The organism is Brachybacterium ginsengisoli (assembly GCF_002407065.1).
Classification (GTDB): Bacteria; Actinomycetota; Actinomycetes; order Actinomycetales; family Dermabacteraceae; genus Brachybacterium; species Brachybacterium ginsengisoli.
Window position 1 is genome coordinate 335,733 of record NZ_CP023564.1, and the last position, 24,100, is coordinate 359,832.

Annotated in this window: 20 protein-coding genes; 8 read left to right on the forward strand and 12 right to left on the reverse strand. The window is 71.2% G+C overall.

From position 1 onward, the window contains the following. The first annotated feature begins 18 nt into the window (after nt 1-18). The 6 genes from CFK41_RS01490 to CFK41_RS01515 all read left to right on the forward strand — a co-directional run bounded on the left by CFK41_RS01490 (nt 19) and on the right by CFK41_RS01515 (nt 8,353). Entirely contained in the window at nt 19-1,008 is a 990-nt protein-coding gene (locus CFK41_RS01490) for an ABC transporter permease (RefSeq protein ID WP_227873164.1), read from the forward strand. A gap of 13 nt (nt 1,009-1,021) precedes the next feature. Beyond that, a complete protein-coding gene (locus CFK41_RS01495; protein WP_151904630.1) occupies nt 1,022-1,975 on the forward strand; it encodes a carbohydrate ABC transporter permease in 954 nt (317 codons plus the stop codon). Nucleotides 1,976-2,054: 79 nt separating this feature from the next. After that, nucleotides 2,055-3,614: an ABC transporter substrate-binding protein gene (locus CFK41_RS01500; protein WP_096798076.1), complete on the forward strand. Its 1,560-nt coding sequence runs from the start codon at nt 2,055-2,057 to the stop codon at nt 3,612-3,614. Between the two features lie 69 nt (nt 3,615-3,683). Beyond that, nucleotides 3,684-4,346 carry a YesL family protein gene (locus tag CFK41_RS01505; RefSeq protein WP_096798077.1) on the forward strand — a complete coding sequence of 221 codons (663 nt, stop codon included), beginning with the start codon at nt 3,684-3,686 and terminating at the stop codon, nt 4,344-4,346. Next, nucleotides 4,343-7,003 carry a beta-galactosidase gene (locus CFK41_RS01510; protein WP_096798078.1) on the forward strand — a complete coding sequence of 887 codons (2,661 nt, stop codon included), beginning with the start codon at nt 4,343-4,345 and terminating at the stop codon, nt 7,001-7,003. Before CFK41_RS01505 ends, CFK41_RS01510 begins: the two co-directional genes overlap by 4 nt. 42 nt (nt 7,004-7,045) lie before the next feature. Beyond that, a complete protein-coding gene (locus CFK41_RS01515; RefSeq protein WP_096798079.1) occupies nt 7,046-8,353 on the forward strand; it encodes an ROK family transcriptional regulator in 1,308 nt (435 codons plus the stop codon). A 13-nt stretch (nt 8,354-8,366) separates the two neighbouring features. Here the strand turns inward: CFK41_RS01515 and CFK41_RS01520 are convergent, their stop codons facing one another. From CFK41_RS01520 to CFK41_RS01540, 5 genes are all read right to left on the reverse strand, one after another. Then, nucleotides 8,367-8,726 carry a DUF1330 domain-containing protein gene (locus tag CFK41_RS01520; protein WP_096798080.1) on the reverse strand — a complete coding sequence of 120 codons (360 nt, stop codon included), beginning with the start codon at nt 8,724-8,726 and terminating at the stop codon, nt 8,367-8,369. An 88-nt stretch (nt 8,727-8,814) separates the two neighbouring features. Further along, nucleotides 8,815-9,432, reverse strand: coding sequence for a hypothetical protein (locus CFK41_RS01525; RefSeq protein ID WP_096798081.1), 618 nt, complete (start codon nt 9,430-9,432; stop codon nt 8,815-8,817). Further along, a complete protein-coding gene (locus CFK41_RS01530) occupies nt 9,429-10,340 on the reverse strand; it encodes a carbohydrate ABC transporter permease (protein WP_096798082.1) in 912 nt (303 codons plus the stop codon). Before CFK41_RS01530 ends, CFK41_RS01525 begins: the two co-directional genes overlap by 4 nt. Beyond that, nucleotides 10,330-11,244, reverse strand: a complete 915-nt coding sequence (locus tag CFK41_RS01535; RefSeq protein ID WP_096798083.1) for a carbohydrate ABC transporter permease — start codon at nt 11,242-11,244, stop codon at nt 10,330-10,332. The genes CFK41_RS01530 and CFK41_RS01535 overlap by 11 nt, the downstream gene beginning before the upstream one ends. Next, a complete protein-coding gene (locus CFK41_RS01540) occupies nt 11,241-12,551 on the reverse strand; it encodes an extracellular solute-binding protein (protein ID WP_096798084.1) in 1,311 nt (436 codons plus the stop codon). Before CFK41_RS01540 ends, CFK41_RS01535 begins: the two co-directional genes overlap by 4 nt. 215 nt (nt 12,552-12,766) lie before the next feature. Between CFK41_RS01540 and CFK41_RS01545 the strand changes: the two genes are divergently transcribed. After that, nucleotides 12,767-13,609, forward strand: a complete 843-nt coding sequence (locus CFK41_RS01545) for a DUF1206 domain-containing protein (protein ID WP_096798085.1) — start codon at nt 12,767-12,769, stop codon at nt 13,607-13,609. Nucleotides 13,610-13,646: 37 nt separating this feature from the next. On the opposite strand, the gene CFK41_RS01550 is transcribed toward CFK41_RS01545, so the two are convergent. The 7 genes from CFK41_RS01550 to CFK41_RS01580 form a co-directional block, all read right to left on the reverse strand. Next, entirely contained in the window at nt 13,647-14,594 is a 948-nt protein-coding gene (locus CFK41_RS01550; RefSeq protein ID WP_096798086.1) for an ATP-grasp domain-containing protein, read from the reverse strand. Between the two features lie 95 nt (nt 14,595-14,689). Continuing rightward, a complete protein-coding gene (locus CFK41_RS01555; protein WP_096798087.1) occupies nt 14,690-16,003 on the reverse strand; it encodes an alpha-galactosidase in 1,314 nt (437 codons plus the stop codon). A gap of 7 nt (nt 16,004-16,010) precedes the next feature. Next, nucleotides 16,011-17,303, reverse strand: coding sequence for a D-arabinono-1,4-lactone oxidase (locus CFK41_RS01560; protein ID WP_096798088.1), 1,293 nt, complete (start codon nt 17,301-17,303; stop codon nt 16,011-16,013). A gap of 121 nt (nt 17,304-17,424) precedes the next feature. Then, nucleotides 17,425-18,933, reverse strand: coding sequence for an L-arabinose isomerase (araA, locus tag CFK41_RS01565; RefSeq protein ID WP_096798089.1), 1,509 nt, complete (start codon nt 18,931-18,933; stop codon nt 17,425-17,427). Nucleotides 18,934-18,962: 29 nt separating this feature from the next. Continuing rightward, complete coding sequence (locus CFK41_RS01570) at nt 18,963-19,682, reverse strand: L-ribulose-5-phosphate 4-epimerase (RefSeq protein ID WP_096798090.1); 720 nt, start codon at nt 19,680-19,682, stop codon at nt 18,963-18,965. Nucleotides 19,683-19,726: 44 nt separating this feature from the next. Beyond that, entirely contained in the window at nt 19,727-21,361 is a 1,635-nt protein-coding gene (locus CFK41_RS01575) for a xylulokinase (RefSeq protein WP_096798091.1), read from the reverse strand. 86 nt (nt 21,362-21,447) lie between these two features. Next, nucleotides 21,448-22,470 (reverse strand): LacI family DNA-binding transcriptional regulator, encoded by a 1,023-nt coding sequence (locus CFK41_RS01580; RefSeq protein WP_096798092.1) that lies wholly within the window; start codon nt 22,468-22,470, stop codon nt 21,448-21,450. Nucleotides 22,471-22,872: 402 nt separating this feature from the next. Here CFK41_RS01580 and chvE point away from each other — a divergent pair, with 402 nt between their 5' ends. Further along, nucleotides 22,873-24,024 (forward strand): multiple monosaccharide ABC transporter substrate-binding protein, encoded by a 1,152-nt coding sequence (gene chvE, locus CFK41_RS01585; protein ID WP_096798093.1) that lies wholly within the window; start codon nt 22,873-22,875, stop codon nt 24,022-24,024. Nucleotides 24,025-24,100 lie beyond the last annotated feature (76 nt).

A 24,100-nucleotide genomic window follows, 5' to 3' on the forward strand; every position in this document is an offset into this window, starting at 1 on the left:
CCTGCGAGGAGGCCGACGGTGGCAGTGAACGCAGCCGCACCTCTCGCCCAGGCCCCGACGGACTCCCGCCCCTCGCCCGCCGAGGGCCGCCGCCGGCGCACCCTCGGCCAGAAGCTGTGGGGCAACCGCGCCCTGCTGATCATGTGCCTGCCGGCGATCATCTTCTTCATCGTCTTCAGCTACGGCCCGCTGCCCGGCAGCTGGATCGCCTTCACGAACTACAACTTCCGCGACGGGATCTTCGGCAGCGAGTTCGTGGGCTTCAAGAACTTCGAGTTCCTGGTGAAGTCCGGCCAGCTGTGGCTGCTCACCCGCAACACCCTGCTCTACAACATCGCCTTCATCGTCATCGGCAACGTCCTGCAGATCGCGCTGGCGATCATGCTCAACGAGGTCCGCCAGAAGTACTTCAAGAAGATCAGCCAGGCGGTGATGTTCCTGCCGTACTTCATCTCCGTCGTGCTCATCGGCGTCATCGCCTTCAACCTCCTGAACTACGACACCGGAGCGATCAACGCCCTGCTGGCCAAGACGGGCGCGGATCCGGTCAAGATCTACAGCGCCGCAGGTCTCTGGCCGATCATCATCGTGCTCTTCCACCTCTGGCAGAGCACGGGCTACGGATCGATCGTCTACTTCGCGGCCATCATGGGCATCGACAACACGATGTTCGAGGCCTCCGCGATCGACGGCGCCTCCGCCTGGCAGCGGATCCGGTTCATCATCCTGCCGAGCCTCAAGCCGACGTTCATCATCCTGCTGCTGTTCTCCCTCGGCGGGATCATGCGCGGCAACTTCGGCCTCTTCTGGAACCTGATCGGGAACAACTCCGCGCTGTTCTCCTCCACGGACATCATCGAGACCTCCGTGTACCGAATGATCATGTCCCAGAACAACTTCACGGCGTCCACCGCCGTGGGCCTCTACCAGTCGCTCTTCGGATTCGCGCTCGTGCTGCTGTGCAACTGGATCGTCCGCCGCATCAACCCCGACTACGCGCTGTTCTGAGCGGAGGAGAACCATGAGCACCATCGCCCCCGGGGCCCTGCCCTCCACCGCCGCCGTGACCCCGCGACGCAAGCCCGTCAAGGTCAAGCTGGACCGCAGCGAGGTCGTGCTGAGGTCGATCTCCTACTTCTCGGTCACGCTGTTCACGATCTTCTGCGCGCTGCCGTTCATCCTCATCCTCTCGGCCTCCGTCTCGAGCGAGTCGGAGATCATGAAGGATGGCTTCGGGCTCCTCCCGCGCGGCTTCTCCCTCGAGGCCTACGAGTTCATCTTCCGGTACCCCCGCGCGATCATCGGCTCGTACGTCGTGACCATCACGATGACCGTGGCCGGCACGGCGATCGGCCTGTTCATCATCGCGATGACGGGATTCGCCCTGCAGCGCCGGGACTTCATCTACCGCAACCACATCTCGTTCTTCATCTACTTCACGACCCTGTTCTCGGCGGGCCTCGCCCCGACCTACATCTGGGTCACGCAGGTCCTGGGCCTCAAGGGCTCCTACCTCGCCGTGTTCCTCCAGCTGCTGCTGACGCCGTGGCTGATCATCCTCATGAAGAACTTCGCCCGCTCGGTCCCGTGGGAGATCGTCGAGTCGGGCAAGATCGACGGCGCCGGCGACTTCCGGATCTTCGTCCAGCTCGCCTTCCCGATGCTCAAGCCCGCACTGGCCACCGTCGGCCTGTTCCTGGCGCTCGGCTACTGGAACGAGTGGTACCTGTCCTCGCTGTACCTGGGCAGCGCCGTGGAGTTCAAGCCGCTGCAGTACTACCTCTACAACGTCATCAACACCGCGAACGCGCTGAAGAACTCCGTCGCCGGCGCGAACGTGACGGTGACGGCCCTGCCCACGAACACGCTGAAGATGGCCAGCGCCGTCGTGGCCACCGGCCCCATCATCCTGCTCTACCCCTTCGTCCAGAAGTACTTCGTCTCCGGCCTCACCGTCGGCGCCGTGAAGGGCTGATCGCGGATCCTCCGCAGGCCCACCTGTTCGGCCACCATCACCACCCCCGTGTCATAGACAAGGAAGTTGAGGACACCTCATGGAACGCAGGACTCTTCTCAAGATCGGGGCGGCCTCCGTCCCCGCGCTCTTCGTCACGTCCGCCCTCGCCGGGTGCGGCTCCTCCTCGGGAGGCGACGGCGGCGGCACCCCGACCATCACGATGCTGGTGCTGGGCGACAAGCCCACCAACGGCCGCCTCGAGGCGATGCTCGAGAAGCTCAACGCCGTCCTCACCGAGAGGGCGAGCGCGATCCTCGCGCTGTACTACGTGGAGTGGGCGGACTGGCAGACCCAGTACAACGTGCAGCTGCTCTCCGGTGACGGCTCGATCGACCTCATCGGCACCGCCTCCGACTGGCTCTTCGCCTGGGACAACGCGAGCAAGGGCGCCTTCCTCGAGCTCGAGGAGCCGCTCCTGCAGGAGAACGCCCCGAAGACCTGGGCGCAGGTCGACGAGTCCGGCGACTGGGACCTCACGAAGCTCGACGACGTCATCTACTTCGTCCCCGAGGACAACTACACCCAGTACACCAACCACGGCTTCTTCTACCGCGGCGACTGGGCCACAGAGGCCGGCTTCACGGACGGCACCATCACGAAGTTCGAGGACTTCACGACCTACTTCCAGTGGGTCAAGGACAACCAGTCCGAGGCCTACCCGTGGGACGTCTCGGGCTCGAACGCCGCGGTGCTGGACGGCTACATCGCCGGTCACGGCGACTTCCAGACCATCCAGGGCCTCAGCGCCGGCAACTACTTCCCGCTGCACACCACCGAGTCGAACCCCTACAAGGTCACCTCCTGGCTCCTGGAGGGCGACCTCCTGCAGGAGGCCGCGAAGATCGCCAAGGAGTGGAACGACCTCGGCGTGTGGCGCGAGGACGCGCTGAACTACGACGGCGACACCCGCGAGCTGTTCTACGCGGGCCTCTCCGGCGCCGATCAGCACCACACCCAGACCTTCCTCACCGGGATCGTCTTCAACATGACGGCCAAGCAGGAGGGCTCGGACCCGAAGTTCTTCTACTGGGGCAGCGAGAACGGGAACTTCTTCAAGGACCTCAAGACCCACGGGGCGATGGCGGTCTCCGCCACCAGCAGCAACCCCGAGAAGTCCCTCGCGGTGTACGACCTCCTGCGCAACGACGAGGAGTGCTACCGCCTGATCAACTTCGGCATCGAGGACACCGACTACGTCGTCACCGAGGACGGGAAGCTCGACTTCCCGACGGGCTACGACCCCTCCACCGACGGTCTCGGAGCGAACTTCTGGTACGGCCGCATGGACGACTACGAGCTCGATCGCGTCACCGATGCCGACTACAAGTGGGACTACTACGCCGAGCTCGACAAGGTCGCGAAGGTGTACCCGTACGAGACCCTGGTCATCGACCAGAACGCCTTCGCCCCGGCACTCTCGGCCGTCAGCGGTGTGCTCTCCGAGTACCTGCCGCAGCTCCAGTACGGCAAGTTCGACGACCCCGCCTCGGCGATCTCGGACATGCGCTCCAAGCTGGACGGCGCCGGGCTGAGCGACATCATCGCCTCCGTGCAGGAGCAGATGGACACCTGGAAGGCGGACAAGGGCCTCAGCTGATCCGGCCGGGGTGCCCGGGCGGTCCTCGCCCGGGCACCCCGCACCCCGCCGATACGAGGAACGAGCACCATGAAGAGCCTGATGGCGGCGGATTCCCCGCTGCAGAGGATCCTGGGCAGGGTCGCGGACGTGATGATCCTGAACCTGCTGTTCTTCGTGACCTCGCTGCCGCTGATCACCCTCGGCGCCTCGCTGACGGCGCTGAGCCGCACCGCGCTGGAGATGGTCGACGACCGGCAGGACTCGGTGCCCGGGACCTATCTGCGTGCGTTCCGGCAGAACCTGCGCCAGGCGACGATCCTGCTCGGGATCGCGGTCGCGGCGGTCGCGGTGCTCCTCGCCTGGCTGCTGGTGGTCTCCGCCCTCGACGTCTCCCCGCTCCTCGTGGGCCTCGCCTATGCGGTGATCGCGGTGGTCGCGCTGCGGCTCCTGGTGATCCTGTGCTTCCTCTTCCCGTACCAGGCGACCTTCGAGGGCGGCACCCGCGAGGTGATCACCGCCGCGCGGAAGATGTCCGCCCGCCACCCCGTCGCCGCGCTCGGCATGGTGGCCGTGCTCGTGCTGCCCGTCGTGGTCACCGTGACCGAGCCCGCGCTGGCGGGCTACGGGCTGTTCTGGCTCCTGTTCGGCGCCGGCGCCATCGCCTGCGTCAACGCGCTGCTGCTGCGCTCCGTCTTCTCCCGCTACATCCCCACCGAGACCACCCCTGACCTGAAGGAGACGTCGCGATGACGCCGCGCCCCACCACCCTCGAGCTCGGCGCCGGCAGGCTCCTGCTCGACGGCACCCCGTCGGTCCTGCTGTGCTCCTCCGTGTTCCCCTTCCGCATCCCGTCGGAGCAGTGGGACCACCGCCTGCAGCTCGTGCAGGAGTCGGGCTACCGGATGGTGGACCTCTACGTGCACTGGGGCTTCCACGAGCAGGTGCCCGGCACCATCGACCTCAGCTCCCCGGAACGGGACCTGGCCCGCTTCCTCGAGCTCGCCGCCGCCCGGGACCTTCTGGTGATGGCGCGGCCGGGCCCGTACATCTGCTCGGAGACCGACGGTGGCGGCCTGCCGTGGTGGCTGCACGGCGACGCCGCCACCGCGCCGGCCGCGCTGCGCACCACCGATCCCGCCTATCTCGAGGCCGTGGACCGCTGGTTCGACGCCGTCATGCCGATCCTCGCCGCGGCGCAGATCGTTCGCGGCGGCCCGGTCGCCCTCGTGCAGATCGAGAACGAGCTCGACTTCTTCGACTGCCCCGACCCGGAGGACTACATGGCCCACCTGGTCGAGCGCACCCGCGCCCACGGCATCGAGGTGCCGATCATCGCGTGCGCCGGCCAGGGCGACCTCGCGGGGGCCAGCGGCGACGCCGAGCACGTCGTCCCCACCGTGAACCTGTACCCCTCGGACACCTCGCGCAGCTTCGACGCGGAGGCCCGCCATTATGCGGCCGAGCTCGCCTCCCGGAACCTGCCGCTCATGGTCACCGAGACCAACCGGATGCACCGCACGCTGCGCCGCGAGATCCTCGCCGGCGCCCGGCTCGTCGCGCCCTATCTGCAGACCTCGGGCTTCGACCACCTGGTGCTGCCGTCGGCCGGCAACTGGGGGGACCCGGGCAACCTCATGACCCACGACTACGACTTCGACGGGTACCTCACCCCCGACGGCCGTCGGCGGCCCGAGTACGACGAGGCCGTGGCGCTCGGCGCGACCCTCGCGGCCTGGGGCGACCGTCTCGCCACCGCGCTGCCGGTCCCGCTGGACTCCGTGGCGGTCGACGGCATCGCCACCGGCGGCGCGCTCGCCCTGGACGGCGGCGGGTTCGTGGTGGGTCCGGCAGAGCTCGACGACCTCGCCACCGCCGTCCTCCTGCGCCCGAGCGGCTCCACGGCGGGCATCGCCGCGGTCCTCGCGCCCGGGACCTGTCCCTTCTGGGCGCTCGACGTCCCGCTCGAGCCCTGGGGCGCCGAGGGGACGCTGACGGCGGCGACCGCGGAGCTGATCGGGGTCCGGCCGCCGATCGCGGGCACCTCCGACTCCCTCGTGCTCACCTTCGAGGGCGGGGTCGATGCGCACGTGGCCCTCGAGCTCGCGGCCGACGGCGGGGAGCCCGAGCACCTCGTGCAGACAGGCCCGGGCGAGGCCCGCTCGCAGTCGGCACGGATCCCCGTCCGCCTCATCGTGCAGGAGCGCGCCTACAGCCTCGCCGATCCCGAGCCGGTCCTGGCCCGTGTCGCGGCGCACCGCCTTCCCGTCCACGACGCGCTCGCGGAGCTCGGCACCGTCCACCCCCTCGAGGAGGGCGCGGCCCTTCCCGGCGCAGAGCGGCTGGGCCTGGCCGACGGCCGGGTCCGCGCGGAGTTCGAGCTCTCCGCGGAGGCGACCGAGGTGCTGGTCCTCGAGGCCGCGGACCTCGTGCGGCTCGAGCTGGACGGCACCGACCACGGCGTGAGCGTCACCCACGGAGCACCCCGCTCCCTGCCGCTCGCCCCTGGCACCGGGCACGCGCTCCGCGTGGACGCCGAGATCTGGGGCCGGGCGAACTTCGACGACGCCCGCCGCCCCGCGCTGCACCTCGGTGCCGGGCGCGGCACGGGCCAGGTGCTGCAGGTGCTCCGCACCGAGGACGTCTCCGACGCCTGGGAGGTGCGCCGCATCCCGGACCGCCGCTCCCGCGGGGATCTCGCCGCGCCGCCGCTGCGGGAGCTCGGCGGCTGGTCCAGCGCCCGACCGGGCCGGGACACCCTCTACGGCCGGGCCCTCGGTCCCGTCACCTCCTCGGCGGTGCTGCGCCTGGTGGGTCTGACCCACCCGGTGCACGTCGCCCTCGACGGCGGCGAGGAGACGCTGGTGGTCCCGGACGCCCCGGTGCTCGTCCTGCCCGGCGCGGGCTCCGGCGCGGTCGACGTCACCGTCCGCACCCCGCACGTGCCCGGCGGGCTGCTCGAGCGCGTCGAGCTCCTGACCGTGGTGCCGGCCCGCTGCACCCGCCTGCGCACGCTCGCCGAGGCGGATCTCGCCGCCGAGCTCACCGCGGTCGCCGCGGCGTCGGCGGAGGAGGCGTGGACCGCGGTCCCCGCCGCCTTCGACGGACTGCGGGTCGGCGCCGGCCGGCCAGTGCTGCTGCGCCTGGAGGGCGCGGACCGCACCTCCGACCAGGGCCTGCTGCTCGAGCTCGCCGGCCAGGACGTCGAGGTCACGGTGCTGGCCGGGGGCCGTCGGGTCTCCCGGCACGTGCTCGGCGAACCCGTGGTCGGCGGCGGCCCTGCAGGTCGCAGCTGGGTGCCCGCGAGCTGGTGCGGTCCCGAGGGCGGCGAGGTGCTCCTGCTCGTCGAGGCGATCGAGGGCGCAGGGGGTATCTTCGAGGGTGCTCGACGGGCGGCGACCTCCCGCTGAGGGAGCCGGGCCGAGCCGGTCGAGATGAGCTGAGAGGCAGGCGTGGCAGCGAAGACGTCCAAGGACATCCGCAACGAGAGCCGCTTCATGGTGCTGCGGACGGTCTATGCCCGCCACACGGTGACCCGGGCCCAGATCAGCACCGAGACCGGGCTCAGCGCCGCGACCGTGACCACCCTCGTCGGCGAGCTGGTCGAGGAGGGGGTGCTCCGCGAGGCCGGGCAGATCTCCTCCCAGGGCGGTCGTCCCACCGCGACCTTCCAGGCCAACCCGCGGCGCGGCACGCTCCTCGCGGTCGACGTCGCGGAGACCTATGTGCGGGTGGACCTGTTCGACCTCTCCCTCGCCCGCCTCGGCCAGGAGCGGGTCGAGCTGGCGCTGGGCACGCAGAGCATCGAGTCGATCGCCGAGCTGATCGGCGACGCGATCGGGACTCTGCTGGAGCGTCATCCCGAGGTGGAGGGCACCGTGCTCGGCGCCGGGATCTCCCTGCCCGGGCAGGTCGACCCCGTGCGCGGTGTCGACGTCTTCGCCCCGAACTGGGGCTGGCACGAGGTGCCGCTCATGGAGGCGCTCGAGCGCGCGGTGCCGGTGCCGGTGCGGATCGACAACCCGCTCATGGCCCTCGCGACCGGCGAGCTGTGGTTCGGTGCGGGCCGGCGATTCCGGCACTTCGTCGCCGTGAACCTCGGCACCGGCGTGGGCGCCGGGATCATCCTGGACGGCCAGCTGCTGCGCGGCCCGGGGAACTCGGCCGGCGAGTGGGGCCACACGACCCTGGTCTGGAACGGACGCGCCTGCCGCTGCGGCCGCACCGGCTGCGTCGAGGCGTACGTGGGCGTGGAGGGCATCCGCGCCACCCTCGCCGAGGTCGACGCCGACCACGAGCTGCTCGCGGTGCGCCATCACCGGGACTTCATCGAGCGGCTCATGCGCGCCGAGGTCGCCGGGGACGCCCCGGCCCGCGAGGCGCTGTCCCGCACGGGCGACTACCTCGCGGCCGGCATCGGCAACCTCGTGAACCTGCTGAACCCCGAGCACGTCTCGGTGCTCGGGTGGATCACCCGCTTCGCCGGCTACGACCTGCACGACCGGGTGCGCGCCCGCATCGCGGAGGAGTGCCTGCCGGGTCCGTCGAGCACGGTGAGCATCGAGTTCACCGAGGCCGACGGCGAGGGCGTGAGCCTCGGCATGGCGGTGCTGGCCCTCGAGGGCTTCCTCGAGCAGGTGGGTCTGCCCAGCCCCAGCAGCCCGCCGGCGCCCGCCGCCGCGGAGGATCCGGGCGCCGGTCCGCGGGCCGGCTGGGCCGTGCCGCACCGGGGCACGTCCTCCCGCGCGGCGCGGCGCTGAGGCCGTCCACCGCTCACGGGGAGACGGCGCGCCGCAGCTTCTCGACGGTGGAGAGGCTGGTGTAGTCCTCGCCGACGCCCTCGAGGAGGACCATCGTGGCGGCGCTGTGACGCTGCCGCAGAGGCGCGATCTCCTGGTAGGCGCGGGATTCGTACCAGGAGCGCGCCGCGGCGAGGTCGGGGAAGCCGATGATGACCACGTCCTCGCGACGGCTGCCCTCGAGCAGCTCCGGGGTCCGCCCATGGCTGATCCATCGGCCGCCGAAGGGGACCATCGTCTGCTCGACGACCTCCATGTAGGTGAGCAGCTCGTCGGTGACGTGGACGTCATGGAGCATCGCGATGGCGTAGGCCGGGGGATTCTGTTCTGACATGGAGGATCCTTCTCGAGGCCCGCGTCGGTCCGCAGGACGTGGTGAGGTCACTCTTCCGGGCCGAGCCGGTGCCTGTCCATGGCAGGCGTCATGCCGTCCCGCCCCACAGCCGGCCCAGGACCCACGGCGGAACGCTGAATCCGACGGCGAGGGTGAGCGGGGCCAGCAGCCACAGCGGCGAGAGCAGGACGATCAGCGGGGGAGCGGCGAGCGCGGCCAGCGGCCGATCCCGCAGCAGGGCGAGCGTCGCGATCACGACGTCGGTGCGCTCCGCGGTCCGGTCCCGGGCCGCGGCGACGACATAGGCGCTCAGCGCGGCGACCGCCGCCCAGATCAGCGGCAGCAGGACGCCCACGGCGAGCACCCGCAGCGAGGGCTCGAGACGGGGGAGCACCAGCGCGTTCGCCCCGATCCCGACCGCCACGAACAGCATCAGGAGCGAGGCCGGGGCGTCCCGGCGCAGGGTGCGCCGCAGGTGCCGCAGGGTGCTCGTGAACGCCGCGTCCTCGTGGCGTGCGAGGTCCCCGGTCACCCGCGTCGCCCCCGCGAGAGCGGGCACGATCCCCACCACGGTGAGCACCCCGAGCAGCGCCGCCCAGTTCGCGCCGAGGAAGGCGGCGGGCTTCACGAGCAGCCGCACCAGCCCGCGCGACTCGAGCGGATCCCGTCGGCCGATCCCTCGCGGTGCCTGCCGGGCGAGGCTCATTTGATCCCCGAGGCGGCGAAGCCCTGCACGAAGTACCGCTGGAAGACGAGGAACAGGATGATCATCGGCACCGCCGCCATGGTGGTGCCCGCCATCAGCAGGTGCCAGTCGGTCGAGGCCTCCTGCCGGAAGGACGAGATCCCCACCTGGATCACCCGGAGGTTCTCCGAGGTCGTCACCAGCAGCGGCCACAGGAAGTTGTTCCACCCCGCCTCGAAGCTCAGCAGCGCCACGGTGAGCAGGCCCGGCTTGATGAGCGGGGTGATGATGCGGGTGTAGATCCCGAACTCGCTCACCCCGTCCAGCCGCGCCGCCTCGATCAGCTCCGAGGGCGTGGAGACGTAGAACTGGCGGAACAGGAACACCATGAACGGGGAGATCGCCCCGGGCACGATGAGCGCCCACCAGGTGTCGATCCATCCGGTGCCGCCCGCGCCGAGCAGGCTGTTCCCGCCGAACAGCGGCATGTGGCGCACCATCAGGAACACCGGGATCACGGTCGCGTAGAAGGGGATCATGATGCACGCGACCATCCAGCCGAAGATCGCCGGGGCGAGGCGGAACCGCATCTTGGCCAGGGCGTACCCGCAGGCGGAGCCGAAGGCCACGTTGAGCACCGCCGCCGCGGTCGCCAGGATGAGGCTGTTGCGCGCGTAGATCCCGAACGGGGCTCGGGACAGCGCCTCGGAGTAGTTCTCCCAGCGCAGATCCTGGGGGATCAGCGGCATGGGGACCTTCGCGAGCTCGGTGGGGTCGCGGATCGAGGACAGGGCCATCCACAGGAACGGGGCGGCCATGACGAGCGAGGCCACGATGAGGAACGCGAGCGTCGCCACGCGGGCGAGCCTCCTGCTGCGGCGCAGCCCCAGGGCCGTCTTCGGCGGCGGGGTGTGGAGATCAGTCGTCATCGGAACCTCCGACGATCCGGCGGGACAGGACGGCGAGCACGACCAGGATCAGCAGCAGGATCACCGACTGGGCGTTGGCGAGCCCCACCCGGAACTCCTGGAACGCGGTCTGGTAGATCCGGTAGGTCACCACGGAGGTCGAGTTCGCGGGCCCGCCCTCGGTGAGGATGTAGATGAGGTCGAAGGTCTGGAAGTTCGCGATCAGCGAGGTGATGAGGATGAAGAACGTCGCCGGTCGCAGCATCGGGACGGTGACGTGACGGAACTTCTGCACGATGCCCGCGCCGTCGAGATCGGCCGCCTCGTAGAGCTGGCCGTCCACCCCCTGCAGGGCCGCCAGGTAGATGAGCATCTTCAGCCCGATGCCCTGCCAGATCGTCACCAGGATGACCGAGGCCAGGGCCAGGTCGGGGTTGGTGAGGAAGGGCAGCGGCCCGATGCCGACCACGCCGAGGATCACGTTCATCAGCCCGTTCTCCGACGGGTTGTAGATCCACAGCCAGATCATCGCGACCGCGACCGTGGCGGTGATGTGGGGCAGGAACACCATCACGCGGAACAGTCCCCGGCCCGGGATCGCCCGGTCCAGCAGGACCGCGAAGACCAGCGCGAGGAACATCGAGACGGGGATGCCGACCGCCGCGATGATCACGTTGTGCAGCACGGACCGCCAGAACAGCCCGTCGGTGAAGATGATCCCGTAGTTCTCCAGGCCCGAGAACTCCGGGGCGTGGATGATGTCGTACGAGGTGAAGCTCAGCACGAACGCGATGACGATCGGCACCCCGATCCACAGCAGCGTGTGCAGCGTGGCCGGGGCGGCCAGCAGCAGACCCCAGCGGCGCTCCGCGGTGCGCACCGAGCGTCTGGAGGCGGTGGCACCCGCGGTCCCCGCGGCGCTCATCGGAGCCTGCTGATCGCGTCGTCGCACAGGGTCTGCATGTCCGCGAGCGTCTCGTCGACGCTCTTCTTCCGGGTCAGGCAGCCCTCGACGATGCCGTCGAGGTTGGTGCGGATCTGCATGTAGGCGGCGGTCCCGCCCTCGGTGGCCCCGGCGTACTGCAGGTTCTCGAGCGCGAAGCGGGTCAGCAGGCTGCCCTGGATCTCCTCGTTCTCCGGGATGTCGGGCGTGGGCGGGACCTTGCCGGTCGCCGCGTTGGAGATCCCGAGGATCTCCGGATCGAGCATGTGTTCCATGAAGGCTCCTGCGGCGTCCTTGTTCTTGGAGAGGCTGGAGACGGAGAGGAAGGAGCCGCCCTGGAACATGACGGGATCCCCGCCGCTGCCCGGAGGCATCAGGAAGACCCCGGCGGCGCCCTCCTCGCAGAGCTCGGGGGTCATCTGCTGCCAGGTGGGCCAGTTGCCGGTGGCGACCAGGGACATCGCGGCGCGCTTCTGCTGGAAGGGGGAGGGCTGTCCCTCCGCGGCCTGCAGGTTGTAGTCGATCGCCCCGGAGTCCATCCCGTCGAGCATCCACTGCAGGGCGAGCCGGCCGGGCTCCTCGGCCAGCCTCGTGGTCAGCCCGTCCTCGCTGAACATCGTGCCGCCGAAGGCGTACAGCAGGAACACGAACGCCTGCCGGGCGCCGCCCGCGCTGCCGGAGAGGTAGTCCAGGCCCACCACGCCGTCGCCGGTGAGCTCCTCCGCGACGGCGGCGAGCTCCTCCATGGTGGCGGGCGGCTCGGTGATGCCCCGGGCCTCGAACATCTCCGGGTGGTAGGCGAGGAAGCGCAGATCCAGAGCCTGCGGCAGGGAGTAGTACTTCCCGTCGTAGCGGGCCGGTGCGAGCACGCTCTCGTCGAAGCCGAGGCTCTCGATGTAGTCCGCCGGGATCTCCGCGAAGATGCCCTTCTCCGCGAAGGGCTGGGTCCAGCCCACGCCGGTCATGATGAGATCGGCGATGATGCCGCCGGCGATGCCGGTCGAGATCTTCTCGTTGAGCTTGTTCCAGTCGACCTGGTCGACGGAGACGGGGACGCCGGTCCGCTCGGTGAACGGCGCGATGACGTCGTCGTCCAGGACGGCGCGGTCCTCGCCCACGAAGTCCGGTGTGAGCAGGCTGATGCTCCCGGAGAGGTCGGCGTCCGCGACGTCGAGGTCGAGGGGGTCGTCGGGGTCCAGGGCGGCACCGGAGCCGCAGGCGGCGGCGCCGAGCCCCACGGCGGCGAGCGCGCCGGACGCGGAGAGCACGGAGCGACGGGAGACGGGCATCGGGATCCTCTCGGTGACCGGTGCGCGGGGTGCGCCGACGGTCGGTCCTCGGGGTCTGGCGGCGCCTCGATGCGCCGACCTTCGGTCCGCGCCCCGCCTGTGCGTCATCGGCGGCAGGGCGAGCAGCAAGGAAAGCGGATGCCTGGCGCGATGCGGCCGAATTGCCGCGGGTTGCCAGGGTTCGCGGTCACGGCGGGCCGCTCTACGATGCAGCCATGGCATCCCTGGAGAGCGCCCGAGACGGCGCCGAGAACGTCGAGCGTGCGGCGGAGAACGTCACCGAGCATCCGGTGTTCGAGAACATCGCCCGCGGCGGCTTCGTGATGAGCGGGCTCGTCCATGTCCTCATCGGCGTGATCGCCCTGCGGATGGCGCTGGGCGACTCCTCGGCGGACGCCGACCAGGGCGGCGCGCTGCGTGCCGTCGCCTCCGCGCCCGGCGGCGTCATCCTGCTGTGGATCGGAGGGCTGGCCATGGCGGCGCTCGTGATCTGGCATGTGGCCGAGGCCTGGTTCGGGGCCCGGTGGAAGGACGACGGCACGGAGACGATCGTCCACGTCGTGCGGACCCTCGGCAAGGCCGTCGTCTACGGGGCGCTCGCCGTCACGGCGCTGCGCTTCGCCGCCGGCGGGAGCAGCGACTCCGGCCAGCAGACCTCGGAGGTCACCGCCGGCCTGTTGGGCGGCGCCGCGGGCCGGATCGCCGTCGTGATGGTGGGCCTCGTGGTCCTCGGCATCGGCTGCTACCACGTCCACAAGGGGGCGAGCCGCGGCTTCGAGGACGATCTGCGGATCCCCCGTGGGCAGCAGATCGCCCGCGCGATCGTGGTCACCGGCGTGCTCGGCTACGTCGCCAAGGGCATCGCCCTGCTGGGGGTGGGCCTGATGTTCGGCTGGGCGGGCCTGGGCGCGGATCCGGAGAAGGCGACCGGCCTCGACGGGGCGCTGCAGTCCACGGCGTCGCTGCCCGCCGGAGGGATCGCGCTCGCCGTGATCGGTGCGGGCCTCGTCCTCTACGGGATCTACGCGGCGCTGCGCTCGCGCTACGCACCGATGTGAGGGGCGGCAGGGCGGGACCGGCGGGGCGGCTCGCGCCTCAGACCTGCGTCACCCCGTGCTCCGCCGCGAGCAGACCGCCGAGGAACGCGGCGATCCGCCCGGGGCCGGAGGCGGGGGCGGTCGCCTCGACGTCCGGGCTGTAGTTCGTGTTGGTGTTGACGTCGTAGGTGACCAGGCGGCCGTCGAGGGTCTCCGCGAACTCGATGCCGGCGATGCGCAGGCCGGTGCGCCGCAGGAACTCCTGGTGCTGCGCGACCAGGGGGTGCCGGGCGGTCAGGTCCTCGCGCAGGGTGAACAGGGGCGGGGCGGCGACGCCGTCGACGTCGGGGGCGCAGGCCTCCGCCGGGCACAGCTCGAAGGCGCCCGCCGAGGTGTCCACCCGGACCGCGTACACGAGCTCGCCGTCCACGTACTCGGCGCGCGTGATGAAGGGGGCCCGTGTCCACAGGTGCTCCTGCAGCAGCGTGATGCCGTCCGGCGAGGGCTCGAAGTCCGTCGAGCCGACCCAGGCGGCGAACTCCTCGTGGGAGTCCCAGCGGCGCACCCCCAGCCCCTTCCCTCCCTGGTTGTGCTTGCTGATGAACGGGGCGCGGAACAGCCGTGAGCGCTCTGCGAGGTCTTCGGTGCCGAACACGGCGACGGTGCGGGGCACCTCCACTCCGGCGCTGCGCAGGGCCGCGTGCTGGGCGACCTTGCTGACCTCGAGCTCGAGGGTGCCGCTGCCGCCGATCACGGTGCGGCCCCAGGACTCGAGCCATCGCAGCACGGCGCGCCCGTAGTCCTTGGACCCGGCATGGTCGCGCGTGTGCGCGGAGGCGGAGAGCCGGCACCAGTACACGCCCTCCGGCGGTTCCTGGTCGAGATCGATCGATCCGCCGGTGAGCAGCCACTCCCGTGCCGGGACGCCCTGCTGCGCGAAGGCCGCGGCGAAGGGCGGGAACCACTCGGGGTTCTCATGGATGACATGGACCTGAGGAGTTGTCATCGCACGAGGCTAGTGCTCCGACCGGCTCGCGGCGCAAGGAGATGACCGGGGATGACGCACGGCCGACGGGTCCGGGGCCGGCGGCCTCGGATTCTTCAGCGCACCGCGAGCAGGACCGCCCCGTGGGGCGGGATCCGCACGTCGATCGCGGTCGAGCCCGGGGCGACCCCGCGCGCGGCGTCGGACTGCACCGCGACCGGTCCTGTCGGCACCGACGCCCCGCTCCACAGCTCGGTGACCCCGCCGTCGAGTCGGGCGGGCAGGCCGACATCCTGGCTGTCCAGCGCGACCGCGAGCTCCGCCTCTCCGGTGTTGAACGCTGCGACGTATCGCTCGCCGCGCGGACCGTCGGCCGTCCACAGGATCAGCGGGTCCTCGCGGAACACCTCCCGGTTCCCGGAGGAGGTCGCGTGCACGGCGAGCACGTCGGCGTTCTGCAGCAGCGCGATCGTGGCCGGGTCGGAGGTGGGCAGGTCCCCGCCCACCATGAGCGGGGAGCGGGCGATCACCCAGAGGGTCATCAGCGCGACCTGCTCGTCCGGGGTCAGCAGCGAGTCGCGCGGCTCGCCGCGCTCGGCCCGGATCCCGATGCGGCCCAGCGGCAGCATGTCCCCGTCGGGCCAGCCGTCCTCGCCGGCGTGCGGCGCCCAGCGGGCGAAGCGCGAGAAGTTCGCCTCGACGTCCTCCCACCGGTCCCAGAGGTCATCGCAGATCCGCCACATGGTGGCGTGCTCGCGCAGATGGTCCAGCCGGGTCAGCGACAGGTCCCTGCCCGGGGAGAGGCTCAGCTGCATCGGGCGGCCGCAGCGGGCGATCGCCCCGGCGAAGGCCTCGATCTCCGCAGCCTGGTAGGGCCACAGCATGTCGTCGACCTTGAGGAAGTCCACGCCCCAGCCCGCGTACAGCGCGAGCACCGAGTCGTAGTACGCGCCCGCCCCGTCGACCTCGTGGTCGATGCCCACCATGTGCGGGTTCCACTCGCAGGAGTTGTCCCGCGCGGCGATGTCGGCCGCGCGCAGCTCCGTGCCGAGCACCGGGCTGTTCGCGGTGACGGCGCGGCGCGGGATCCCGCGCATCACGTGGATCCCGAGCTTCAGGCCCAGGGCGTGGATCTCCTCGGCGAGCGGGCCGAACCCGGCGCCGTCGGCGCTGCTGGGGAAGCGCTCCGGGTCCGGCTGCAGCCGCCCGTGCTCGTCCATCACCAGCGGCGCGCCCTGGTTGTAGCCGTGGGAGCGGGCCGACGGGTCCGACCAGTCGATGTCGATCACCACGGTGTCCCAGCCCAGAGGCGCCAGGTGCTCGGCGAGGAAGTGCGCGTTGGCCAGCACCTCCGCCTCGGTGACGGTGGTGCCGTAGCTGTCCCAGGAGTTCCAGCCCATCGGCGGGCGCGGGGCGGGGGCGGTGGTCATGGTCCGGTCACTCTCCGAGCAGTCGGTCGACGTAGGCGTTGGTGAAGGTGCGGCCCGGATCCAGCCGGTCCCGCAGGGCCAGGAAGTCCTCCATGTGCGGGTACTGCGCGCGCACCTGCTCCGGGGCGAGGGTGAAGACCTTGCCCCAGTGGGGGCGCGGCGCGAACGGCGCCAGGCGCTCCTCGACCTCGGGCAGCAGCGCCGTGACCTGCTCGGGCATACGCCGCCAGGTGAAGTGCAGGCAGGCGCTGTCGCGCTGGTGGGCGGGGGAGAGCCAGAGGCCGTCGGCCGCGACGGTGCGCACCTCCGAGGCGTGCAGCAGCGGCTGGATCCGCTCGGCGAGCGGCATCAGCGCGGCGAGGGCGGCGGCGACGTCCTCGCGGGCCACGAAGTACTCGGACTGGATCTCCTCGCCGCTGCTCGGGCTGAACTCGAGGCGGAAGTGCGGCAGACGCTCGTGCGCGGGGCCCGGCTCGCCCGTCTGGTCGGTGCAGGGCTCGGCCGAGACGCCCGGCAGCGGATGGATCGGGTGCTCCGACCGGTGCCCGCCCAGCCACTGCGGGGGCAGCGGCTCCTCGTCGTCCACCAGCTGCTTCACCCAGGCCTGCGTGATGTGGCCGTCCCAGCGGTGGAAGAGGCTCACGCTGGTCCCGGCGGCGAGCATGGTCGACAGGTCGTCCTGGTCCATGTGCTCGGGGGAGAGGTCGAGGTGGACGCTCTGGCGCATCGCCGCGGCCGGGTCCAGGTCCAGCGTGAGGTGGGTGACGATTCCGAGGGTGCCGAGCGCGATGACGGCGCCGTCGAAGATCTCCGGATCCGCCTCGCGCGACAGGGTGAGCAGGTCGCCGCCGGCCGTGACCAGCTCGATCGACCGCACCGCGCAGGCCAGCGAGCGCCGACGGTCGCCGGAGCCGTGGGTGCCCGTCGCGCTCGCGCCCGCGACCGAGATGTGGGGGAGCGATCCCATGTTCGGCAGCTGCAGGCCCTGCGCGTGGAGGGCGACGGCGAGCTTCCCGTACCGCACCCCGCCCGCGACCCGCACCGTGCGCGCCGCGGTGTCGATCTCGATGTCGGCCGGCATCCGGGTGACGGTCACGAGATCGGCCGTGCTCGCCGCGATCTCGGAGAACGAGTGGCGGGTGCCCAGCGCGCGGAGCCGCTCGCTGCGGCCGACGAGGGCCTGCAGCTCCGCGACCGACGTCGGGGCGTGCAGCGGGCCGGGCCCGTAGTCCACGGTCCCGGACCAGCTGTGCCCGGGCACCTCGAGGGCGTGATCGGGCGAGGTCTCGGCGGAGGTCATGGCTCCAGCTCCTGAGGGTCGGAGGGCGGGGCGGCGACGCGGGGGTGCGATGCGGCGATGTGGGGTGACGAAGGTGGGGAATGACGGGGCCATTCCCCCGCCTTCGTCACCCCCGTCGGCCTCAGAACCCCTGGGCGAGGCGGTGGAAGACCTGGTTGGTGCGCAGGTCCTGGGCGAAGGAGCGCACGGTGGTGTCCTCGTCGATGATCGCCAGCTCGATGTCGCCGATCGTCGCGAGGTCCTCCCAGGTCTCCAGGTCCACGGCGCTGCTCATCACCGTGTGGTGCGCGGCGCCGGCGGTCAGCCAGCACTCGGCGGAGGTCGCGAAGTCCGGTGCGGGCTCCCACACGGCGCAGGCCACGGGCAGCTTCGGCAGGGCATGGTCGGGCTCCACGACGTCCACCACGTTGGCGACCAGCCGGAACCGCTCGCGCATGTCCGAGAGCGCCACGACCACGGCGGGGCCCGCGTCGGCCGTGAACTTCAGGCGCACCGGGTCCTCGCGGTCGCCGATGCCGAGCGGGTGGATCTCCAGCGACGGCTTCGCGGTGGTCAGCGAGGGGGAGACCTCGAGCATGTGCGCGCCGAGGATCCGCTCGCGACCCGGGGTGAGGTCGTAGGTGTAGTCCTCCATGAGGGAGGCGCCGCCGGGCAGGCCGTGGCCCATCACCGCGGCGACCCGCACCAGGATCGCGGTCTTCCAGTCGCCCTCGGCGCCGAAGCCGTAGCCGTCGGCCATGAGGCGCTGCACGGCGAGGCCAGGCAGCTGGCGCAGCCCGCCGAGGTCCTCGAAGTTTGTGGTGAACGCACCGAACCCGCCCTCCTCGAGGAAGGTGCGCAGTCCGATCTCCTGGCGCGCGCCGTAGCGCAGCGACTCGTGGCGCTCGCCCCCGGCACGGAGCTCCGGGACCACGTCGTAGAGCTCCTCGTACTCGGCGACCAGCGCGTCGATGGCGCTGTCCTGGACCGCGTCGACCACCGCCACCAGGTCGTTCACGCCCCAGGTGTTCACCGAGACGCCGAGCCGCAGCTCCGCCTCGGTCTTGTCGCCCTCGGTGACGGCGACGCCGCGCATGTTGTCGCCGAAGCGGGCCAGCTTCAGGGAGTGCATCTCGGCCCAGCCGGTCGCGGCGCGCGCCCAGCGGCCGATCCGGCCCTGCACGGTCTGATCGCTCGCGTGGCCCACCACGGTCTTGCGGTCCACGCCCAGGCGGGTCGCGATGTAGCCGAACTCGCGGTCGCCGTGGGCGGCCTGGTTGAGGTTCATGAAGTCCATGTCGATGCTGTCCCAGGGCAGCTCGACGTTGGCCTGGGTGTGCAGGTGCAGCAGCGGGGTCTTCAGGGCGTCGAGGCCCTGGATCCACATCTTGGCGGGGGAGAAGGTGTGCATCCATGCGATGACGCCCACGCAGGCGGGGTCGGCGTTCGCGGCCAGGGCGGTCTCGCGGATCGCGTCGCGGTCGGTGAGCACCGGCTTCCAGACGATCTTCACCGGGATGTCGGAGGCGGCGTCGAGGGTCTCGGCGATGACGCGGGACTGCTCGGCGACCTGGTCGAGCGTCTCGGGTCCGTAGAGTCCCTGGCTGCCGGTCAGGAACCAGATCTCGCGGGTCTCGAAGGGGTTCTGCATGGGGTGTCCTCGTTCTTCCGGGGCCGGCGTCAGTGCTGGCCGTAGACGTTCTGGTAGCGGTCGTACAGGGAGTCGATGTGCTCGGAGGCGATCGCCAGCGGCTCGCCGAGCTGCCGGGAGACGTGCACGGTGCGCGCGACCTCCTCGACCATCACCGCGGCCTTCACGGCGGCGCGCGCATCGCGGCCGATGGTGAAGGGCCCGTGGTTCTGCATCAGCACGGCGGGGCTGCGGTGGCCGGTGAGGGTCTCCACGATCCCGCGGCCGATGGAGTCGTCGCCGATGATCGCGAAGGGGCCGACGGGCACCGGCCCGCCGAACTCGTCGCCCATCATCGTGAGCACGCAGGGGATCTCCTCCCCGCGGGCGGCCCAGGCGGTGGCGTAGGTGGAGTGGGTGTGGACCACGCCGCCCACCTCGGGCATGTGCGCGTAGACGTAGGCGTGGGCCGCGGTGTCCGAGGACGGGCTCAGCGCATCGGGGGTGCCGTCGACGATCTTGCTGCCGTCGAGGGTGCAGACCACCATGTTCTCGGCGGAGAGCTCGTCGTAGGAGACGCCGGAGGGCTTGATGACCAGCAGGTCGGGAACCTCGGGCGCCGCGGAGGGGACGCGCTCGGAGACGTTGCCGGCGGTCCAGACCACGAGGCCGTTGCGGGGCAGCTCGGCGTGGAGCGCGGCGACGCGCTCCCGGGTCGCGGCGACGGCCTCCTGGACGGCGGCGGGCAGCTCGGTGAGGACGAGGGTCATGGGGACTCCTGGATCAGGGGGTGGTGACGGGGGAGCGGGACGGCTCAGCGGAGCGTCTCGCCGGCCAGGCGCTCGACGGGCAGGGCCTCGCGGTAGCCGGCCAGCCACTGCGCATGCCCGGCCATCCCGGCCTCGTCGGGCTCGAGGGTGGAGAGCTCGTGGGAGGAGAAGATCTGCTCGGCCAGGAAGTCGGCGAGCGAGCCGGCGCCGTCGGCCGACGCGGTGCGGGCGGTGTGCGCCGCGAGCAGCGCCATGCCCCAGGCCCCGCCCTCGCCGGCGGAGTCGCCGACGGCCACCGGGGTGGCCAGGGCGTCGGCCAGCACCTGCTGGGCGACGCCGGCGGTGCGGAAGATGCCGCCGTGGGCGTACATGACGTCGAGCTCCACGCCCTCGTCCTGCAGCAGCGCCTCCATGCCCACCGCGAGCGCGCCGAAGGCGCCGTAGAGCTGGGAGCGCAGGAAGTTCTCGAGCGTGAAGCGGGCGCCCTGCTCGCGCACCACCAGCGGCCGGCCCGAGGGCACGCCCGTCTGGTGCTCGCCGGAGAGGTAGTTGTAGCTCAGCACCCCGCCGGCGTCGGCATCGCCCTCCGCACCGGCGCCGAGCAGCAGGCCGTAGAGCTCCTCGGAGCCGACGTGATGGCCCAGCAGCTCGGCGAAGCGCCCGAAGAGGGCCAGCCAGGCGTCGAGGTCACCGGCGCAGTTGTTCGTGTGGATCATCGCCACCGGGTCGCCGGCCGGCGTGGTGACCATGTCGATCTCCTCGCGAGGCCCGGAGAGCGGCTTCTCGAGCACCACCATCGCGAAGGCGCTGGTGCCGGCGGAGACGTTGCCGGTGCGGGGCGAGATCGCCTGGGTGGCGACCATGCCGGTGCCCGCGTCACCCTCCGGGGGAGCGGTGATCGCGCCCGGCTGCAGCGTGCCGGTGGGGTCGAGGTAGGCGGCCCCCTCGGCGGTGAGGGCGCCGGCGTCCTGCCCGGCGACCAGCACCTCGGGCAGCACGTCCGCGAGGGACCAGGGCAGATCGGCCACGCCGTCGAGCGCGGCGAAGCGCTCCAGCAGCTCGGGGTCGTAGGCGTCGCCGGAGGAGGAGATCGGGAACATGCCGCTCGCGTCGCCCACGCCGAGCACGGAGCGACCGGTGAGCTCGCGGTGGACGTAGCCGGCCAGGGTGGTCAGCTGTCCCAGCTCCCGCACGTGCTCCTCGCCGCCGCGGATCGCGTGCAGCAGGTGAGCGATGCTCCAGCGCAGCGGGATGTTCAGGCCGAAGGCCTCGCTCAGCTCGGCGGCGGCGTCGGTGGTGAAGGTGTTGCGCCAGGTGCGGAACGCGGCGAGCGGGGCGCCGTCGGCGTCGAGCGGGAGGTAGCCGTGCATCATCGCGGAGATGCCCAGGCTGGCCAGCTGCGTGAGCTGCACGTCGTGGCGCTCGCGCACGTCGCGCGCGAGGTCCGCGATGCAGTCCTGCACGCCGGTGCGGACATCCTCCAGGGAGTAGGTCCAGGAGTCGTCGACCAGCTGGTTCTCCCAGGCGTGGGCGCCGGTGGCGAGCACCGTGCCGGCGTCGTCCACGAGCGCGGCCTTGATCCGCGTCGACCCGAGCTCGAGCCCCAGATGGGCGCGTCCCTCGGCGAGGAGCGCGGCGGCCTCGGGGCGGTCGGCGGAAGTCACGTCGTCGTGGGTCATGGGACAACTCAAGCATCCGGGACCCGCGAATGTCAACGTTCACATCCGGTGGTGGACGAGGTCGTCGGAGGCGGGGGCGAGCGGCCTCAGTGGGTGCGCTCGGGGCGGGTGGATCGCCGCACCACCAGGCGCGGAGACAGGGTGCTCGGGCAGCCGACGGAGGAGCCGTCCCCCTCCAGGAGGGTCACCAGGTGCCGCAGCGCCTCGCGACCCACCTCGGCGAAGGGCTGCGCCACCGTGGTCAGCGAGGGCAGCAGGAACTCGGCCCCGATGGTGTTGTCGAAGCCCACCACGGCCACGTCCTCGGGGACCCGCAGCCCGTGCTGGTGCAGGGCATGCAGGGCGCCGATGGCGATCATGTCGTTCGCGGCGAAGAGCGCATCCGGCAGACCTGAGGCGATCAATGCGCTGGTCATCTCGTAGCCGGCGCGCGGAGTCCACTCGCCCGGACCCACCACGGCGCCGTCGAGGCCGAACTCCTCCAGCGAGGCGGTGAAGCCGCTGCGGCGGGCGCTGGCGTCGAACCAGTCCGTCGGCCCGGCGAGATGGACGATCGAGCGGGCGCCGGTGCGCTCCAGGTGCTCGACCACGATCCGCGCGCCCTCGGCCTGGTCGATGGCGACCACCTCGACCCCGGACTCCTGCTGCGGCTGGGCGGTCACCGCCACCACCGGGGCGGAGCCCGCGACCGCGGCGACGGCGGGGGTCATGCCCTCGTGCGCGGCGACCACCAGGATCCCCTCGACGCCCGAGGCGAGCAGGTCCGCCCCCACCTGGCGGGCGCTGCACTCGCCGGGCGGCAGCGAGGTCAGCACCACCGAGTACCCCGCCTCGCGGGCGGCGTTCTCGATCGCGGTGGTGGTCTCCGCCGGTCCGAACAGCGACAGGCTGTCCGTGAGCACGCCGATCAGCGATGACCTGGAGGTCTTCAGCGCACGGGCGGCCCGGTTGCGGGCGTACCCGAGCTCGGAGATGGCGGCGAGCACGCGCTCCCGCGTGGCGGGCCGGACGATCTCGGGCTCGTTGAGCACGCGCGAGACGGTCTGGTACGAGACGCCGGCGCGGGCGGCGACATCACCCATCGACGGGCGGCGCGGTGCTGTGCTCATGGGTGGCGCCTCCGTGGGGGATGGGTCGAGGCCGGGGACAGGGTGCTGGGCAGGGACATTGTCCAGGACGGCGGTGCCGGGACCCTCCGCCGCGAACCCCGCAGATCGAATCCTTCGGGGCAAGGCATTGCAGCCCGTTGCCAAGTTGTGACCCGCCCGGGGTGGCGGACAGTTGACACCTGCGTCAATGTGAACGTTACCATTCCAGCGGTCCCCGCCTCCCGGCGGCGTCGCGCCACGGTCGGCGCGCGGACCGGACGACGGGCCCATCCGGGGCCGTCAGCCCAGTCGACGTCCCGTCGGCGCCGCGCGGTGCACAGGAGCCCGCTCGGCCCCGAGCGGAGCGGCGACCGGACACCCTGCTGCGTGCAGCAGATGGCGATTTTCGACGAGGAGAAGCCCATGTACAACCGCAGAACCTTCATGCTGGGAGCGACGGCCGCAGCGGCCGCGCTGGGACTGGCCGCCTGCGGCGGCTCGGGCGCCGGATCCGGCGGCCCCGACACCGATGCCGCGCCGAGCGACCAGACCGTCGGCGTCGCGATGCCGACGCAGACCTACGAGCGCTGGGTCGCCGACGGCAACAACATCAAGAAGGGCCTGGAGGGCAAGGGCTTCAAGGTCGACATGCAGTATGCCGACGACGACATCCCCACCCAGCAGCAGCAGATCGATCAGATGGTCAACTCCGGCGTCAGCGTGCTGCTGATCGCCTCGATCGACGGCGCGTCCCTCTCGTCGCAGCTCGAGTCCGCGGCGGCCGCCGGCATCCCGGTCATCGCCTACGACCGCCTCCTGACCGACAGCGAGAACGTCGACTTCTACGTCACCTTCGACAACTACAAGGTGGGCGTGAACCAGGCCAACGCCCTGCTGTTCGGCCTGGGCCTGCTGGACGAGAAGTTCGAGAAGGCCGCGGACGCCCCGAAGGGTCCGCTGAACGTGGAGCTGTTCGCCGGTTCGCTGGACGACAACAACGCGCACCTGTTCTGGAAGGGTGCGATCGACACCCTGCAGCCGTACTTCGACGACGGTACCCTCGTGGTGCCCTCCAAGCAGACGGACATCGAGCAGGCCGCCACCCAGCGCTGGGAGCAGGAGACCGCCCAGAAGCGCATGGAGACGCTGCTGACCACGCACTACAACGGCGGCGAGGAGCTGGCCGGGGTGCTGGCCCCGGCCGATCCGCTGTCCCGCGGCATCATCAACGCCCTGCAGAACGCCGGCATGGGGCCGACGATCAAGGAGGGCCTGCCCGTCGTCACCGGTCAGGACGCCGAGATCGCCTCGATCAAGCTGATCGCCGACGGCGTCCAGTCCTCGACCATCTTCAAGGACACCCGCAAGCTCGCCGACCAGGCGATCGTCGCCGCGGAGTCGATCCTGAAGGGCGAGGACCCCGAGGCCAACGACACCAAGACCTACGACAACGGCGTGAAGGTCGTGCCCTCGTACCTGCTCGAGGTCCAGATGGTCCTGGAGAGCAACTACCAGGAGATCATGGTCGATTCCGGCTACTACACGGAGGAGCAGGTGGAGTCCGGCCAGCTCTGAGCACCCATCCGCTGCACAGCTCAGACGGGGTCCCGGCGCGCCCTCGCGCCGCCGGGACCCCCTGCCCGAAGGAGGA